Annotated in this window: 14 protein-coding genes; 5 read left to right on the top strand and 9 right to left on the bottom strand. The window is 40.9% G+C overall.

From position 1 onward, the window contains the following. Window positions 1–3: 3 nt before the first annotated feature. Window positions 4–240 carry a hypothetical protein gene (locus tag BV372_RS08165; RefSeq protein ID WP_086685694.1) on the bottom strand — a complete coding sequence of 79 codons (237 nt, stop codon included), beginning with the start codon at window positions 238–240 and terminating at the stop codon, window positions 4–6. A 380-nt stretch (window positions 241–620) separates the two neighbouring features. Here BV372_RS08165 and BV372_RS08160 point away from each other — a divergent pair, with 380 nt between their 5' ends. Further along, window positions 621–2,234 carry an NAD(P)/FAD-dependent oxidoreductase gene (locus BV372_RS08160; RefSeq protein ID WP_086685692.1) on the top strand — a complete coding sequence of 538 codons (1,614 nt, stop codon included), beginning with the start codon at window positions 621–623 and terminating at the stop codon, window positions 2,232–2,234. A gap of 342 nt (window positions 2,235–2,576) precedes the next feature. Here BV372_RS08160 and BV372_RS08155 read toward each other — a convergent pair whose 3' ends face one another. The 3 genes from BV372_RS08155 to BV372_RS08145 form a co-directional block, all read right to left on the bottom strand. Continuing rightward, the gene (locus tag BV372_RS08155) at window positions 2,577–3,449 is read right to left on the bottom strand and encodes an MBL fold metallo-hydrolase (protein WP_086685690.1); all 873 of its coding nucleotides are present in this window, start codon (window positions 3,447–3,449) and stop codon (window positions 2,577–2,579) included. 109 nt (window positions 3,450–3,558) lie between these two features. Then, window positions 3,559–5,049 (bottom strand): ABC transporter ATP-binding protein, encoded by a 1,491-nt coding sequence (locus tag BV372_RS08150; RefSeq protein ID WP_086685793.1) that lies wholly within the window; start codon window positions 5,047–5,049, stop codon window positions 3,559–3,561. Between the two features lie 100 nt (window positions 5,050–5,149). Next, window positions 5,150–6,208, bottom strand: a complete 1,059-nt coding sequence (locus tag BV372_RS08145; RefSeq protein WP_086685688.1) for a BMP family protein — start codon at window positions 6,206–6,208, stop codon at window positions 5,150–5,152. A 162-nt stretch (window positions 6,209–6,370) separates the two neighbouring features. Here BV372_RS08145 and BV372_RS08140 point away from each other — a divergent pair, with 162 nt between their 5' ends. Together BV372_RS08140 and BV372_RS08135 are read left to right on the top strand one after the other, a co-directional pair. After that, window positions 6,371–6,811 (top strand): DoxX family protein, encoded by a 441-nt coding sequence (locus tag BV372_RS08140; protein WP_086685686.1) that lies wholly within the window; start codon window positions 6,371–6,373, stop codon window positions 6,809–6,811. Between the two features lie 12 nt (window positions 6,812–6,823). Then, the gene (locus BV372_RS08135) at window positions 6,824–7,318 is read left to right on the top strand and encodes an ureidoglycolate lyase (protein WP_086685684.1); all 495 of its coding nucleotides are present in this window, start codon (window positions 6,824–6,826) and stop codon (window positions 7,316–7,318) included. 21 nt (window positions 7,319–7,339) lie between these two features. Here BV372_RS08135 and BV372_RS08130 read toward each other — a convergent pair whose 3' ends face one another. The 4 genes from BV372_RS08130 to BV372_RS08115 are packed head-to-tail and all read right to left on the bottom strand — an operon-like array spanning window position 7,340 to window position 11,705. Next, entirely contained in the window at window positions 7,340–7,975 is a 636-nt protein-coding gene (locus BV372_RS08130; protein ID WP_086685682.1) for a HEAT repeat domain-containing protein, read from the bottom strand. 33 nt (window positions 7,976–8,008) lie between these two features. Then, window positions 8,009–8,227: a hypothetical protein gene (locus BV372_RS08125; protein WP_086685680.1), complete on the bottom strand. Its 219-nt coding sequence runs from the start codon at window positions 8,225–8,227 to the stop codon at window positions 8,009–8,011. A 36-nt stretch (window positions 8,228–8,263) separates the two neighbouring features. After that, entirely contained in the window at window positions 8,264–10,900 is a 2,637-nt protein-coding gene (locus BV372_RS08120) for a molybdopterin-dependent oxidoreductase (protein WP_086685678.1), read from the bottom strand. Between the two features lie 13 nt (window positions 10,901–10,913). Beyond that, window positions 10,914–11,705: a xanthine dehydrogenase family protein subunit M gene (locus BV372_RS08115; protein ID WP_086685676.1), complete on the bottom strand. Its 792-nt coding sequence runs from the start codon at window positions 11,703–11,705 to the stop codon at window positions 10,914–10,916. 274 nt (window positions 11,706–11,979) lie between these two features. On the opposite strand from BV372_RS08115, the gene BV372_RS08110 reads away from it, so the two are divergent. After that, window positions 11,980–13,329, top strand: a complete 1,350-nt coding sequence (locus BV372_RS08110; protein WP_086685674.1) for a triacylglycerol lipase — start codon at window positions 11,980–11,982, stop codon at window positions 13,327–13,329. 225 nt (window positions 13,330–13,554) lie between these two features. Here BV372_RS08110 and BV372_RS08105 read toward each other — a convergent pair whose 3' ends face one another. After that, a complete protein-coding gene (locus BV372_RS08105) occupies window positions 13,555–13,752 on the bottom strand; it encodes a DUF2811 domain-containing protein (RefSeq protein ID WP_086685672.1) in 198 nt (65 codons plus the stop codon). A gap of 777 nt (window positions 13,753–14,529) precedes the next feature. Here BV372_RS08105 and BV372_RS08100 point away from each other — a divergent pair. Further along, complete coding sequence (locus tag BV372_RS08100) at window positions 14,530–15,102, top strand: DUF3455 domain-containing protein (RefSeq protein WP_086685670.1); 573 nt, start codon at window positions 14,530–14,532, stop codon at window positions 15,100–15,102. The last annotated feature ends 514 nt before the right edge of the window (window positions 15,103–15,616 follow it).

Here is a 15,616-nt window from a genome sequence, read left to right as displayed (position 1 = left end):
AATTCACTTAGGCAGTCTCAATGGCTGCCACTCTTCAGCTGCACCAGTTGGCAGCTTGCAGACTGCCCCATCCTGAAAACGAAAGAGATTTTTGAACCTATCTGCTAATTCGCTAAAAACATCACGAACCTCGGCCGCCAGCCAATTCATGTTTGGTTCTGCCCACACAATGGCATGAAGATTGACAAATTCCGTACCTTTGGGGACTTTGAAAACAGTAACGAATTTTACCGTTGTCATTCTTTGTAGATCTGGCTTCTGGATGTACCAGTAACAGGTGGAGCTACCTTCACCTTTGACTTTTTTAGATAGTGTTTTAGACTTGTTGTTCGAGGCTAAACAGCTAAAGCAAACTTATAACAAATAGCAAACATCACGAGCACTCATGTATATCAATTAACTATGACCAGCAAATTGTTCAGCAAGTAAAGTGCTGAATGTGAAGGACTAAGTTCAATGTTTTGTCTATTGCATTTGCCAATAGTAGCTAATGATATAAGTATTAATGTCGAGGTTTTGTTCATAACAGAGTATAATTTGAAATCCTGTAATGAATCAATCATCTATAGGCTCGAAGTCCTTAAATTGTGTTCATAAGAATTTTAATAGTTTAATAGACGATGGCTAAATCTTTGCTGCACAAAACTTTACGTCATGCATACAAAATTATTCAATTATCTCAAAAGTCTGGAATCCCTAATGATGAGCTGCTGGATATGCTCAGAGAAAATAACAGATCTAGAGTGTGCTTTTCTCGTCGTCGTTTATTGTACAGTGGGATGGCTTTGGCCGGTTGTGCTGCCACCACTGGTTTGAATTGGACAACTGGCGATCGCGCTGTTGCTCAGTCCCGCGTCAGCCCTGTACTTATCGTTGGAGCGGGGATTTCTGGACTAACAGCTGCTTACCGATTATGGCAAGCTGGCGTACCTGTTCATGTGATCGAAGCGACTGGGCGAGTCGGAGGTCGGATGCGAAGTTTGCGGAATGCGGTTGGAACAAAGCTTACCGCAGAGCTTGGGGGAGAGCTAATCAATACGGATCACCCTCATATCCTGGGTCTAGCGAAAGAGTTAGGAATCAAAGTGGTAGACGTGCTAGTTTCTCAAGAAGGACTAGTTGACACCCACTACTTTGAAGGACGTAAGCTCCCACTTGAGGATATCATCAGAGACTTTACGCCAGTCGCTAACCAGATCAGCACAGATCTCAAGAAAATCGCTAAATTTGAAAATTATAAGACTGTTGATCGCCAGGCAGTTGCCCTAGATCGGCTTTCGATTACTGAGTATCTAGAGCGCATCCCTACTTCAAGTAATATTCGTCGTCTAATCGAGGTCGCTTACAACGTTGAGTATGGTCGGGAAGCTGACGAGCAGTCTTGCTTGAATATGCTGTATTTAATCGGCACAAAGCCAAGTGAGTTTGAAGTCACAGGCGATAGCGATGAGCGGTTCTATATTGACGGTGGAAACGATCAGATTCCTCGTAGGTTAGCACAGTTGCTGTCAAACTACATTGAGCTTGAAACAGCTTTAGAGTCCATAAGTACTTTATCAGATGGGCGTTACCGAGTTACTCTGCAATCCGGGGCTAAAACCACCGAGCGTACCTATGAGCGAATCATTTTAGCAATACCATTTAGTGTCTTGCGGCACGTTAACCTAAAGGTTGATTTACCATCGGTGAAACGCTTGGCTATTGATACCCTGGGTTATGGAACCAATGCCAAGCTAATCACGGGTTACCGTGAGAAAGTCTGGCGAACCCGTTATAACGCTAATGGTGAAACTTTTACTGACTTGGGGTTCCAGGACGTATGGGAGAGCGCTCAAAGTCGCTATACACAAGGACTTGGTTTGATCACAAATCTCACAGGTGGTCACCAGGGTGTAGCTGTTGGTACAGGAAACATTTCAGATTTAGCTGAAAAGCTTATCCTGCAACTCGATCAAATTTTTCCAGGCATGAAAGCAGGGAATATTGCTGGTAAGGTTGCTCGTTCCTATTGGTCAACTAATCCCTACATTCAGGGTTCCTATGCTTGTTACTTATTGGGCCAATGGACAAGGTTGCATGGTGTAGAGCAGGAACGGGTCAATAACCTGTTTTTTGCAGGGGATTCTGTTTCACTTGAAAATCAAGGTTTTATGGAGGGAGGTTGCGAGACTGGTGAAGCAGCAGCTGAAGCTATTATGAAAGATCTGAAATTAAAACACAAATCTACTGAGTAAAAAGTAGCATAATTTGGAACACGGTTATATTAACTTTGGATAAATTGAACCAATCAGGAGGGCTTCTTGAGATACAAGTGAGGATAGACATGAAATGAGCAACCGTACAGAAAGTTACGCTAAGGCTAAAACGATTACTGGATAAGGTTTTCAGGTTTACTTCTCCAACGCCGATTCAGAGCCTGACTATCTGTTTCGCTACTTTTACCCCATATACGGAGAATATCTTGTCCGGTAAATGTTTATATAACCTTATTGCGGTGGCGGAACGCCTTCCTCTAGGGTATTTAACGAATTGGAGCTTAGCAATCACAAGGTCTCTGCGATTATTTGACCTCAAGTCTATGTTGATTCCATCCACTCAATACACTTGTGCATTTGCTGGGCCATCGTATCAAGATCAGCGTGAAATCTCCGCCCATGACCTGGTAACACCCACTCAAATGAGTAATCAGCTAATTTACGCATTGATTTAAGCTGTTCTGACCAGGAATACCAGCAGACATCGCGGAACGCAATCAATTGGTCTCTATCTTCTGACCAAGCAAGATGGTCGCCAGTAAAAAGAAACTTATTTTTATAAAGTAGAACAGTGTGTCCTTTAGAGTGGCCTGGAACAGGGATAATTAATAAATCTGGATTCAAAGCAAATACTTCAGAACCAGTAAGTTTGATTTCTACATTGCGAGTACCCGCAGAAATATCATCAGTATGAAGGATGCGTTGACATTTAAAATGTTCGGCAAACTTTTGATGGTCGGCTACATCATCTCTGTGAGTCAGGTACATATAATGAATTCCCCCCATCTCTTCTAGACGCTTCACTAAAGGCGGCGTAAACCGCGGGGAATCAACTAAAATATTACCTTCTGCTAATTGAATAAAATAGCTAGCAGCACCGTAAGATTTTTCGGAGTGGTAGCCACAATGGTAAACATTTTCCTCGATTAAGTTCGGAAAAGTAGCTTGAGCAATTTTGATATCTTGTGGCTTTTCAACAGTGCCAATAGAACTAGTAGGACAAGCTAAAAGTGCTTGGAGTGCAGTTAATCTTTCTACCTCATTTGTAGGTTGATGATAAACTGCCGATTGTTCATCAACACGATAAAACACTTCAGGAGTCATCCAGCGACAGGTATCACAATCGATACAGCTAGTATCTACATAAAAATCGCCGTTGACGTTTTCGGGGTGACGCAATTTTAAATTAGCCATGTTAAACCTCTGTGCACCGTAGCTAATTACTCAGGAACGAGAAACTCTATATCACCACGCTAGCAAAAGTAAGCTAATACTATTCTGCATCACCTTTGAAAAGGTACTCTCAGGGTGTTCCTGCGTCCCCTTGTCTTCTGTTTCCCCCACCCATCAATAAACCAATCTCTTCCAATGTCGCCGTCTGCGCATCCAAAATAGCCACAAACTCACCTCTGTAGATGACAGCAATGCGATCGCTCATGGCCATGATTTCTTCTAACTCAGTAGAAATATACAAAATTGCGGCACCGCGATCGCGTTCTGCTAATAATCGAGAATGAACTGCGGCTGTCGCCCCCACATCTAACCCCCGTGTGGGTTGCATGGCGATAATTAAAGCTGGTTCCCGCGCCAGTTCTCGCGCCAACACTACCTTTTGTTGATTTCCCCCCGAAAGCTGGCTTACTTTGATATTTTTCCCTCTCGCCCGGATATCAAATTCTTGCATTGCAGCTTGGGCATGAAGAGCGATCGCTTCTTGTTGTAACAAAAAACGGCGACAAAATGGCAAATATTTAAAAGCTTTTAAAATCAAGTTTTGAGCAATGCTAAATTGCAGTATCAATCCCATCGCTTGCCTATCTTCTGGAATGTAGCCCACTAAGGAAGGGTGATGCGTAAACTCAATTTTCCCTTGCTTGATAGTTCGTAAACCTGCTAATGCATCAGCTAATTCTCGCTGTCCATTGCCATCTACACCAGCCACTCCTAAAATTTCTCCCCCCCGCAGTTCAAAAAATACATTACTTACAGCAGGAATACCTCTATCATCAGCAACTTGTAAATTTTCCACCGACAGGATAATTTCTCTTGGATCTGTAGGAGTTTTATTTAACTGTAAAACTACTTCCCGTCCTACCATTAATGCTGCTAACTGCTGAGGTGTGGCTGCTTTAGTTGATGTTGTTGCTACTACCTTTCCCTGGCGCAAAACTGTGACTGTATCGCAAAGATTAATTACCTCTTCTAATTTATGACTGATAAAAATAATTGTGTTACCTGCGGCTGCTAGTCGGCGCAAGATAGCAATTAATGATTCTACTTCTGGCGGTGTTAAAACTGCTGTTGGTTCATCGAGAATCAACAATTTAGCTTGGCGATAGAGAACTTTGAGAATTTCTATCCGTTGTTGTGTCCCGACAGGTAAATTTTCAACTTTAGCAGTGGGATCAATTTCTAATCCATAAGCTTGGGATAAAGCAGCGATTTCTTGCTGTTTTTGCTGTAGATTCAGCCGCCAACTTTTCTCCCTTCCTAAGATGATATTTTCTGTGACAGTCAATTGGGGTAACAGCATGAAATGTTGGTGAATCATGCCAATACCCAATTTAATTGCCTCATTGGCTGAGGTAATTTTTATTGGTTGTTCTTGGAGGTAAATTTGTCCAGCATCAGGTTGATATAATCCACTAATAATATTCATTAAAGTACTCTTACCTGCACCATTTTCGCCTAGAATTGCATGAATATTTCCCGGTGCAATACTGAGGCTAATATCGTCATTGGCAACAAAAGAACCAAAGCGTTTAGTAATATTTTCTAAGCGTAAATAGTTCATGCTGCTATTCATATATATATTTAGCCTGGGTTAGTAGGCTTTGTTTATATAGCCCTACCCTTCTAGGGTATAGGCAATTTGACAATATATTATGCTAAATCTATGCTGTTGCTTTCTTCACACAGCGTGTATCTTTACCAGTCTCTTTGCAGTCTTCAAAAAGAATTTTTTTATTAACAATCTCTTGCTTTGCGTTTAATGCTTTTTGTTGAACTTCTGCTGGCACATTCGCTCCAAATTTTCCTAAAAATAATATATTTGGTCTTTCTAGCCCAATAGTATATATTTGTCCTTTGATTTGTTTTTGTTTAGCTAGTTCTGCTATATAAGCTATAGCTAAATCCAAGCGTTTGACAGCACTGGTTAAAACAGCTTTTGGCGCAACATCTAATTGATCGTTTGTATTACCAAAAGCATATACTCCTTTTTCACTCGCTGTTTGTAAAACCGTGGCTGAGGCATTATCTAACCATTGATAGATGACATCAGCACCAGAGGAAACTAAAGCGAGAGTCGCTTCCTTAGCTTTAGCAACATCATTCCAATCACCCGTAAAAGTAGAAGTGATTTGGATATTTGGTTTAACAGATTTTGCCCCTAATTCAAATCCCCGCAGTTCTCCCTCGGTTGCAGGAAACTTCTCGCCTGCAATATAAGCTAATTTATTAGATTTAGTGACAGAAGCGCCGATAATTCCACATAAATAGCTACCTTGGAGGTGATCTATTCGTAAAGAGGCAATATTCTCTCCCTTGAGATTACCATTCACACCGACAAAAAAGGTATTGGGGAATTGTGCAGCGACTTGTTCAATAGCGGCATCAAATTGTCCGCCATGCGCGAAGATGAGATTGTAGCCTTTACGAGCAAAATCTGTGATTACTTCTGTTTGATCTGCTTGTGCTACTTTTTCCACATAGGCGGTTTCTGCACCTAACTTTTGTTTGGCTAGGTTGATTCCTTCATAACCAGATTGATTCCAGGCTTTGTCGGTAATGATTCCAGGAAGAGCGATCGCTATTTTAAACCCTTCAGCACCACCCGTTGTTGTCGCTGTTGGTGTCGTCGGGTTACTACTACAAGCTTTCAGCAGTAAACTAGTACCAAACGCCGCTGAACCAAACAAGATAAATTGACGCCGACTAAAGTTTGTTGTCATACCGCGCCTTCAGATAGCTATTTGAGTTATTTCAACACTCTAAAGTCGGAGGTGATATTTGGGAAGCAGTTTCTTAATTTTTCTCACTGTTGACTGAAGACAAAATTAGATAAGTCAACAAAACTGAAGAGATGTAAGTAAATCAAGAATCAGGCTAATCCCATGTACAAAAATAAGGAACTTTGGCGCGTCATCCTGGCGGTATCGATAATTATAGTTGGAGTGACGCACTTTGTTGTTCCACAACCATACGTCAAAATTATGCCCCCACAACTGCCATATCCTTTAGGATTAGTTTATCTCAGTGGCTTTTATGAAATTTTGGGTGGGATAGGATTATTAGTTCCGCCTGTGAGTCAAGCAGCCGCTTGGGGATTAATTTTATTATTTATAGCGGTTTTTCCTGCGAATATTAATATGGCTGTTAATCATATTAAGATTGAAACCATACCATATTCAGATTCATCTTGGGTGCAAGCAATTAGGCTTCCCTTCCAAGCAGTTTTCATTGCTTGGGCTTGGTGGTATACGAAACCTTCAGACAAAGAAAAACAAGCGTCAATAATTCCCAAGTCACTCATTCCCAAAGAGTTAGAATGGTAATTTCATAATCTTATGAGTACATCTCAAACAGTACAACAATTGCACGCAGAATGGGTAACAGCAGAAAACTTTCTTCGTTATGGACAGGTGATTTTTCCTAGTTCAGATGGTAAGGCTTTTGATGCAGAAGATGCCCAATTAAATCTACAAAATGGCACTCCACGCTTTTATATTATGCGCCTACATAGTAGAGGGCGAAAGTTTCACAAAATTACGCGCCATGTGCAATGTACTCAATGTTTAGGTTCTTTGGAAGGAAAAGATTGGTTAATTGCGGTTTGTCCTCCTCATAATGAATTGAATGAACCAGTTTTAGAGGAGATTGCGGCTTTCCGAATTCCTGGGAATTGTTTTATTAAGTTAAATGAGGGTACTTGGCACGCAGGCCCTTATTTTGACCATGAAGTTGTAGATTTTTATAATTTAGAGTTGAGTGATACGAATGTGGTGGATCATTTCACTCATGATTTTCTTACGAGTCATCATTTGGAGTTTGAGATGGTTTAGCTGAAGGCCAATTTAGTATTTTTATGCGGGAACATATTTTAGTAGGTTGATGCTAGTTTTAGCAGCTTGCCTAACATCAGGATGCTCATCGTTAATAACTAATTGCTGTAGATAAGGAATAGCCTGTATATCATCTAACTCTCCTAATTCATCAGCTGCGCTTTCACGCACTATATAATCGGGATCGTAAATTTTTTCTATTAATAAAGGAAAGGCTTCCTCAGGATATAAACGCCTCATAAAGCGCAAAACGCTACTTCTTACATAGGGTGAAGGATGTTCTAAAAGTTCTAAAATATCCTTTTTAGGGCCAATACATCCTAGCCTGCTTAAACCATCTATTGCTTCCATAACAATTAATGGACGCTCATCCTTGAGATAACTTACAACTAAGCGGAATAGATCGGGTTCGGCAAATGGATGAGCAAGTGGTGTTTCTGTTAAGGCAAACAAAATAGCTTGCAATTGAGGCGTATTTGCATTTTGTATTTCCTTGATTAATAAGTCCTTACCAGCTTGACCGTGAGATTTAATCAGGTGGGCTATCTCTTGATAGTAGGTACCAGCATCTTCGCCTTCCGGTGGAGGTAGGTGAAAGCGTTGTACTAAATCTTCTAAGTTTAGGTTGTCGAGTTCTGGATAAAAACTCAAACTCATATTATTTATCCTAATCTTGAATTAATATTAATCCTAATATGCTCTAATTTCATTAAGATTCATCTCACTAAACTCTCCAGGAAATTCATTACGTAGTTTTGCTGGAAGATTCGAGGCTCTAATTAATCCGTTATCGCGCAATACATTAAGTTCTTGGATTTTTTGCTCAGATAACCTTAAACCATATTTATTTGCTAGCCGTTCGTATTGTGTAAGTATCTTAATCGCCTTTTGTGCGTTTTTAGCTGTCATTGAACCTCATATCGATTCCCCTGGAAGCTAAGCATATTATGAACCACATAGGTTGTTGAGTTGTTGCCAAATTCGTTCCGGTGTCATGGGGAGTTGGCGAATTCTGCATCCTGTGGCGTGGGCGATCGCATTGGCTATGGCAGGGGCTGTACAATTGGTTGTAATTTCTCCCACACCTTTAGCACCGAATGGCCCGTAAGGATCGGCGGCTTCGACTAAAATTACTTCCATTGGTGGCATATCTGCGGCTGTGGGAATGCGATACTGGCGCAATGTGGGGTTAAGAATTTGTCCTTGTTTATCAAAGAATAACTCTTCGGTTAAAGCATAGCCAATTCCCATTGCAATTCCACCTGTTGCTTGTCCGTAGCATATACGCGGATTGATTGCTTTACCTAAATCAATGGCTTGGACGCATCGTAAAACTTGAACTTTACCTGTTTCTGTATCAACTTCTACTTCTACTCCTTGCACGGCAAAAGTTAAAGTTGATTCATCTGCTGTATAGGTAAGTTCGACGCTAGTTTCATTTGTGGAAAGTAGTTGTTCGGCTGTTAGCTTCACAGCTTGTCCAGAAATATAAACTGTTGCAGAAGCATAAGAACCTGCATCAAATGGTGTTTGTTGAGTATCACCGGAAATAATATTAATATCGGCAATGCTGACATTTAAAACTTCTGCTGCTATTTGTCGTAAGGTAGTATCTGAACCTGTTCCTACATCTACGCTACCTGTTCTTAATTCATATTTGCTATTTGCTAACCGTGATAATTTCACACTTGCAATGTGGATTTTACATAAACCACTTCCTTGCATAGAAACGGCGAACCCGACACCACGACGGCGCGAACCTTCTATTATCGGCGGTGTGTTAGGAACATATCCTAGTGATTGGATAACTTTTTCCCAACATTCTTCAACGGCGTAGCTACCAATTAAGTTAAAGTGGCTATCAGCGTTGCCTAAATTAATTACATCTCCCGCACGAATTAAGTTTTTACAACGCATTTCTACAGGGTCAATCTTTAGCTTTTGAGCAATTTCATCGATTTGGCTTTCCATGACAAAAGTGCCTTGAGTTGCACCATAACCGCGAAATGCACCCGCAGGCATTGTATTTGTATAAACAGCAAAACCTTCAAATCTTTTATTGGGGCAACGATACAAACCTAAAGGTATATAACCTGATAAAAATACCACTGTTTGTCCATGATTGCCATAAGCACCTGTGTTGCCAATTACTTCCATATCTTGGGCAACAATTGTACCATCTGCTTTCACACCAGTTTTTATTTTAATTTTCATAGCATGGCGGCTATTTGTGGCAGTAAATTCTTCTTTTCTAGTAAATTCCCACTGCACGGGTTTACCTGTGTGTAAAGTTGCTAATACACACAAATCTTCGGATAAAATCTCTTGTTTATTCCCAAAGCCGCCGCCAAGCTGTGCTTTATAAACTCGGATTTTATCTTTAGGTAAGTTGAATATTTGCGAGAGTAAACGTTGACAATGAAATGGTACTTGAGTACTGGAACGAACAACTAAAGTACCATCGGCTTCTAGCCAACTAATAGTTACATGAGGTTCCAAGTGGACGTGTTGAACAGCTGGTAAATTATAGGTATTTTCGACAATTAAATCTGCTTCTTTAAATACCTGTTCTACATCACCAGATTCGAGAAATATTTTGCCAGAAATGTTGCGATTTTTATCAGGTATTTGAGTTGATTCTGGTTCATCGTGAATCACGACTCCACAATCGTTCATCGCTTGCTCAGGGTCGAGAACGTAGGGTAAAATTTCGTAATCAACAGTAATTAATTCACAAGCTTGTTCCGCAATACTGGGTGATTCTGCAACTACAGCCGCCACGCGATCGCCTACAAATCTTACTTTATGATCTAATAGGTAATGATCTAGCGGATCGGGCACTGGTTCAGCATGACCGGCTGTGGTGTAGGGTATCCTGGGGACATCTTCGTGGGTAAAAATTGCCACTACACCGGGGAGTGCTTTCGCTTTGGCGGTATCAATCTTGCGGATACGGGCATGAGCATAAGGCGATCGCAGTACCTTAAGATGTAGTAATCCTGGTGGTGCAATATCTGCTGTGTATGATGCATTCCCCGTGACAATTGTTGCACCATCTTGTTTGGGAATGCTTTTTCCTACAGACTCTAAAGAATTGCGAACACTAATATTACATCTGTGTTTATCTGTGTTCATCTGTGGTTGATAATATTGCAGAATACTTTCAACAATCGCTTGATAGCCAGTACAACGACAAAGATTTCCTTTTAAAGCCAACCGTAATTCATCTTCTGATAACTCCGGTAACTTTGCTGCACTCATAATCATCCCAGGGGTGCAGAAACCACATTGAAAACCTTGTGCAATTAAAAATGCTTGCTGTATTGGTGCAAGTTCTCCATTTTGAGAAAGTCCTTCAATTGTAGTTACCGATTTATTAGCAATTCGCATTGCTGGGTAAATACAACTGTGAATTGGTGTGTCATTTACCCAAACAGTACAAGCACCACAATCACCCGAATCGCAAACACGATGTACACCAAAATAACCCAATTGGCGTAATAAACGCAACAGGCTAGTTCCAGGTTGACAAGTTTCTGTATAAGGTTGGTTATTCACATAAAATTTTAATAGTTCTATCATATTAAAATTTGAATTATTGTAGTGAACGCTTAATTAAAACTGCTGTCATTTCTCGGCGATAATTTGCACTCGCCCTAGCATCTTCGATAAAATTTTCTTTTTCGAGCAAGCTAATATATTGGTTTTCTAGAACTTCTATACTTTCAAATTCCAACAAGCGGGGTGCAACAACACTCGCCGCAATTACACAACGGATTTGTTGAGGAGTTTTAGCAGTGACGACAATTGCCAAAGCCGGATCGGTTGCTGCTATGCTCATGCGTTGATAATTGACTTGCCATGTTAAATTTGGCAACGGAATTAAAACTCGCCTGAGAATTTCTCCTGGTTGCAAAATTGTTTGACGAGAACCAATTTGAAAATCTCTAGCTGCAACTTGATGTGACTCTGCCTGCAAATTATAAATCTCGTAACTTGCACCTAAGGTCACCATCAAAGGTGCTAAAGTTCCTACCGATAAAGCTAGACAAATATTTCCTCCTACAGTCGCCACATTAATTACTTTTAACGACGCTGCTAGTGCAGAAACAGCACTTTTTAAACTGTCGATTGCTGTCCATTCTGCTAACCAAGGATATTCCAATAATTTAATCAAAGGACAAGTCGCCCCAATAATTAAATAATCTCCTTGAACTTCAATCTCTGACCATCCTAAACGCTGTATATCGACTAGCACTTTTAGATGTGGTTGTGGTTCCGAAAATAACCATGTCCCGCCCGCTAACCAAGACCAATCATTACCCCAGTTAGTGATATTTTCAAACTCATCAGGACATAAATAATTTTGTATATTTGGCAAATCCATTGATTTACCTAGATAAGTAAGCCAAAAGTCAAATGCTTAGTACAAGATTTCACAAAAAACTCTGCGTTTAAAAAGGCTAGAAATGCAAAGCTGTACTTCGCTTGCCAATTACGATAGCACAAGATTCTTTGAAAAACGAAATATTACGCATAACGCTACTATCACAACCTGACTAAGTTTTTCAAAGTTCAAGGCAGGTTGCAAATTAAACCTGAGATAATGTGCATTTGCGTATAGCTGCTTTGGCATATTCAAGATTATCTAAGAAAAGTATATGGTTAGCGATTCCAAAAGAAATCCAATTGTCCTGATCCACGGCTACTCTGCCTCAGGCGAATCTTTTAAAGTGTGGGAACAGAGACTAGAAGCACGGGGATACGATGTTTCGACTATCCATATTTGTAGTTATGTAACGTTGACTAACGAAGTAACAATCAAAGATATCGCCGAAGGCTTTGATCGAGCATTATCGATAGATGGTGGTTTAGCACCAGAGCAAGAGTTTGATGCGATCGTCCATTCAACTGGGATGCTAGTAATTCGCTCTTGGTTAACAGCATACTCCAGTAAGCGACGGAATCGGCTTAAGCACTTGATTGGGCTAGCGCCTGCAACTTTCGGTTCGCCCTTAGCCCATAAGGGACGCAGTTGGTTAGGTGCAATGTTTAAGGGAAATAAAGAATTTGGCCCAGACTTTCTAGAAGCGGGAGATCAGGTACTTGATGGCTTGGAACTGGGAAGCAGGTTCACTTGGGATTTGGCACATAAAGACCTATTGAGTAGCGAAACATTCTATGGCACGAAAACTGACACGCCTTATGTATTTACCTTCTGTGGTACAAACCCATATAGCGGCTTAGCTAAATTTGTGAGCGATCCTGGTACTGATGGTACTGTGCGCTGGGCGGGATGTGCTTTAAATACCCGCAAGATAGTACTTGACCTCACGAAGCAGCCACAGCAAGGTCAGCGGATCGATTTTGATGGTTCCAGCAACAATGGTATTGCTCCCACAGTACTCGTGAAGGGGTTAAACCACGACACAATTATGAGCAATCCTAGTAATGAACTTGTGGATGCGGTCTGTGAAGCGCTGCAATTCTCCCCCGAACAAGATATTCAGGATTGGTACAAAAAAACTAGCGATAAACTCACGCCGAAGGATATTAACCCTTGGCAGCAGTTTGTCGTCCGTGCAGTGGATGAACGCGACGATCCTATTCCTGACTACCACGTTCAGGTGTTCACGCAAGGCAATGAGGAATTCCGAGCAATTGAGAGTTTTGGTGTAAACGTGCATACATATAGTGGCGACAAAAGCCTCCGCTGTTTTTACGTCAACCTGAATGGTATTTTGAATCCACACAATTTACTGCAACCAACGGCTTTACCAAATTTGGTGATGCGTGTGATTGCCTCATCAGGATCGCAGTTAATAGACTACCTCGGAATCAAAAATTCCGGTGAATGGGATGCACAAATGGATATTTCATACCTATTACGCGAGTCCAAAATCAAGCTTTTCTGGCCGTTTACAACTACTCTCATTGAGTTGAAACTCAACCGTGAACCTCGCAAAGAAGTGGCACAGTTTTTACAAAGGCTTCAGGCTACTAAGAATTAAAAGCAAAGCCCTGAGAAAATTTCAGGGCTTTTTAAATTTAATATTTAGACTAGTACAAGCTTATGCTACTAGCGTCAGCTTATTTCGGATATTTTGCCTTTGAATTTCGTTTGGACGAAGTGGTCTTGTCGCAGTTTGTAGATGAAGCGGTAGTAACCTCCGACTTGATGGAGCAATGTAAAGTGTCGTATTGTGCTCAAATAATTGAGCACTAGGTGTTGTGATTTAGCAGTGATGAAACAAAGTTTCTAGATAAACTTGAGCAACACGACGATCGCCATCTGCATTTTGTAATAGAAAAAGTGATACGGCTGCCGTCAGAACTCGGTTTTCATCCCAATCGGGATGCTGTTCTAAATAGTCTTTTAAACAGTCATGAAGGACTTCGGGAATTTCTGTCAAAATGCTAACTGTTGCGTTCATGAGATTTTGCTCCTATCGAGCAAATCAATAGGGACAAGGAACTTGCGGTGAAGACGTTTAGCACTGCCTTACACCATCTTTTGCCACTCAGCTAGTCTGCAAGAACACTAGAGTAATTTTATACATTAATGTTATTGCTTAAACGGACTGCAAAAGCCTGTCGAATTATTGTGCGCTCAACAAGGGTTGGTTTGTCAATATTGCGAAATATTAAACTCAACTATAAAGGAAATAAATATTTACGAGAAACCTAGGGTTAGAGCTATATTTTTGTAACTTTAGTTCATAAAAACTCAGTAACTAATAGCTATGATGTGAAAATAGCATAATCCTCAGTAAGGCTAGAAAAGACTATTGGCTTGTAAAGCACCTGTGGAAAACAACGGAAATACCTGTGGAAAAGCTGTTGAATAACTGAGGAAAAATCCAGCTAATAATAAGAATTACGAAAATGGCACGCTTTGTAATCTTCGGTTTAGATGTAGGAACCAATCTTATTTACACTACGCTCAACTGACTAGCCGATAAATCATTTACGTTCTGCGATCGCTCTTGGCATTCCGGCTGGTAGGTAAGCTGTTAAGCTAATCCGGCTTTAAGTTGCATAATCCTTAGCCTCAAAAAGACGTGGGGACGCGAAGAACGGGAGACGCCAACGAAAGTCGTAGATAATTTATCTATTTTGTTAGGGTGATTTCAAGACGTTCTTCAGATGTTTCTCCTTTTTCTAGATCCTAGAATCCAGAAATTATGAGGTCATATTGAAGCAAAATTTTTATGAACAAAACTTATTTGCTGAATATCAGTCTCTTGCTTGTGCTCTTCGGGTTGAGTGCTGGTAATACCCACGCCCAAAGCACATCCACCATTTCACCAGATGTGCCGAAAAACCTGCAAGTCCCGCCAGAACAAAGCCTTATATTCAAAGCATCTGCTAAAGGTTCACAGATATATGTTTGCAAGGCTAAGCCAGATAATCTCAATGCTTTTGAGTGGAAGCTTAAGGCTCCAGATGCATTGTTGTTCAACGAGCAGGGACAACAACTAGGTAAACATTATGCTGGCCCTACGTGGGAGTCGAATGACGGTAGTAAAGTCATCGCTCAGATGAAAGCTCAGGCAAATGCACCGCAAGGTACTACAATTCCCTGGTTGCTGTTGCAAGGGCGATCGCATCAAGGCAATGGTATCTTCAGCCAAGTAAATTGGATACAGCGTTTACATACTGTTGGCGGTAAAGCCCCGGCTAACGGCTGCGATCGCGCCCACGCAAACCGTGAGATTCGCATCGGTTATCAAGCAGATTACTATTTTTGGGGCGTTCCTGGTAACAAGGGCGTTAAAAGATAGACAACTCCATAATAGTTTTTACTCGTTCTCAAGCTGGAGCCTGGGAACGAGAACAACACAGGGATTCAAGGATAAACAGAATCAGCAAAAGTGGGGAAAACCCAAATAATTAGTTAATCTACACTTATCTTGATCACCAAATTAAACTTTTTTTCTAGTTTGCCGGGATACCCAGGATCAGATGTGGACGAACGCCCAGAGCAAGCTAAAAAAAAGACTTATCTGATTTCATAAAACTTTTAATTTGATAACGCTCAGTAATTGTAGAAATAAAATTAAGATGGTTCTTCAGTACCTAGTATGCTAAATTTACGTGAGAAAATCTCAAAAAGCTTGGTATACATGGGAAATCATGCTTATTTGTCAGATTATTTCTTAATATTGCCTCTTTCCCCTGTTCCCCGTTCCTTGTTCCCCTTCGGGTGACGCTCGTACCTCGCTACCGCTGCGCTAACAGCAGTTGCTCATGGGGGAAACCCCCAAGACCGCACTGCTTCACCTGTTCCCTCTTAAA

This window comes from Nostoc sp. T09 (assembly GCF_002154695.1).
In the GTDB taxonomy this organism is placed as follows: domain Bacteria; phylum Cyanobacteriota; class Cyanobacteriia; order Cyanobacteriales; family Nostocaceae; genus Aulosira.
The sequence above is the reverse complement of the archived record's forward strand: the minus strand, read 5'-3'. Positions and strand labels throughout refer to the sequence as shown.

Coding starts and splice junctions, on each gene's coding strand:
- BV372_RS08165 (WP_086685694.1), bottom strand. CDS start 240: ATGACAACGGTAAAATTCGTTACTGTTTTCAAAGTCCCCAAAGGTACG.
- BV372_RS08160 (WP_086685692.1), top strand. CDS start 621: ATGGCTAAATCTTTGCTGCACAAAACTTTACGTCATGCATACAAAATT.
- BV372_RS08155 (WP_086685690.1), bottom strand. CDS start 3,449: ATGGCTAATTTAAAATTGCGTCACCCCGAAAACGTCAACGGCGATTTT.
- BV372_RS08150 (WP_086685793.1), bottom strand. CDS start 5,049: ATGAACTATTTACGCTTAGAAAATATTACTAAACGCTTTGGTTCTTTT.
- BV372_RS08145 (WP_086685688.1), bottom strand. CDS start 6,208: ATGACAACAAACTTTAGTCGGCGTCAATTTATCTTGTTTGGTTCAGCG.
- BV372_RS08140 (WP_086685686.1), top strand. CDS start 6,371: ATGTACAAAAATAAGGAACTTTGGCGCGTCATCCTGGCGGTATCGATA.
- BV372_RS08135 (WP_086685684.1), top strand. CDS start 6,824: ATGAGTACATCTCAAACAGTACAACAATTGCACGCAGAATGGGTAACA.
- BV372_RS08130 (WP_086685682.1), bottom strand. CDS start 7,975: ATGAGTTTGAGTTTTTATCCAGAACTCGACAACCTAAACTTAGAAGAT.
- BV372_RS08125 (WP_086685680.1), bottom strand. CDS start 8,227: ATGACAGCTAAAAACGCACAAAAGGCGATTAAGATACTTACACAATAC.
- BV372_RS08120 (WP_086685678.1), bottom strand. CDS start 10,900: ATGATAGAACTATTAAAATTTTATGTGAATAACCAACCTTATACAGAA.
- BV372_RS08115 (WP_086685676.1), bottom strand. CDS start 11,705: ATGGATTTGCCAAATATACAAAATTATTTATGTCCTGATGAGTTTGAA.
- BV372_RS08110 (WP_086685674.1), top strand. CDS start 11,980: ATGGTTAGCGATTCCAAAAGAAATCCAATTGTCCTGATCCACGGCTAC.
- BV372_RS08105 (WP_086685672.1), bottom strand. CDS start 13,752: ATGAACGCAACAGTTAGCATTTTGACAGAAATTCCCGAAGTCCTTCAT.
- BV372_RS08100 (WP_086685670.1), top strand. CDS start 14,530: ATGAACAAAACTTATTTGCTGAATATCAGTCTCTTGCTTGTGCTCTTC.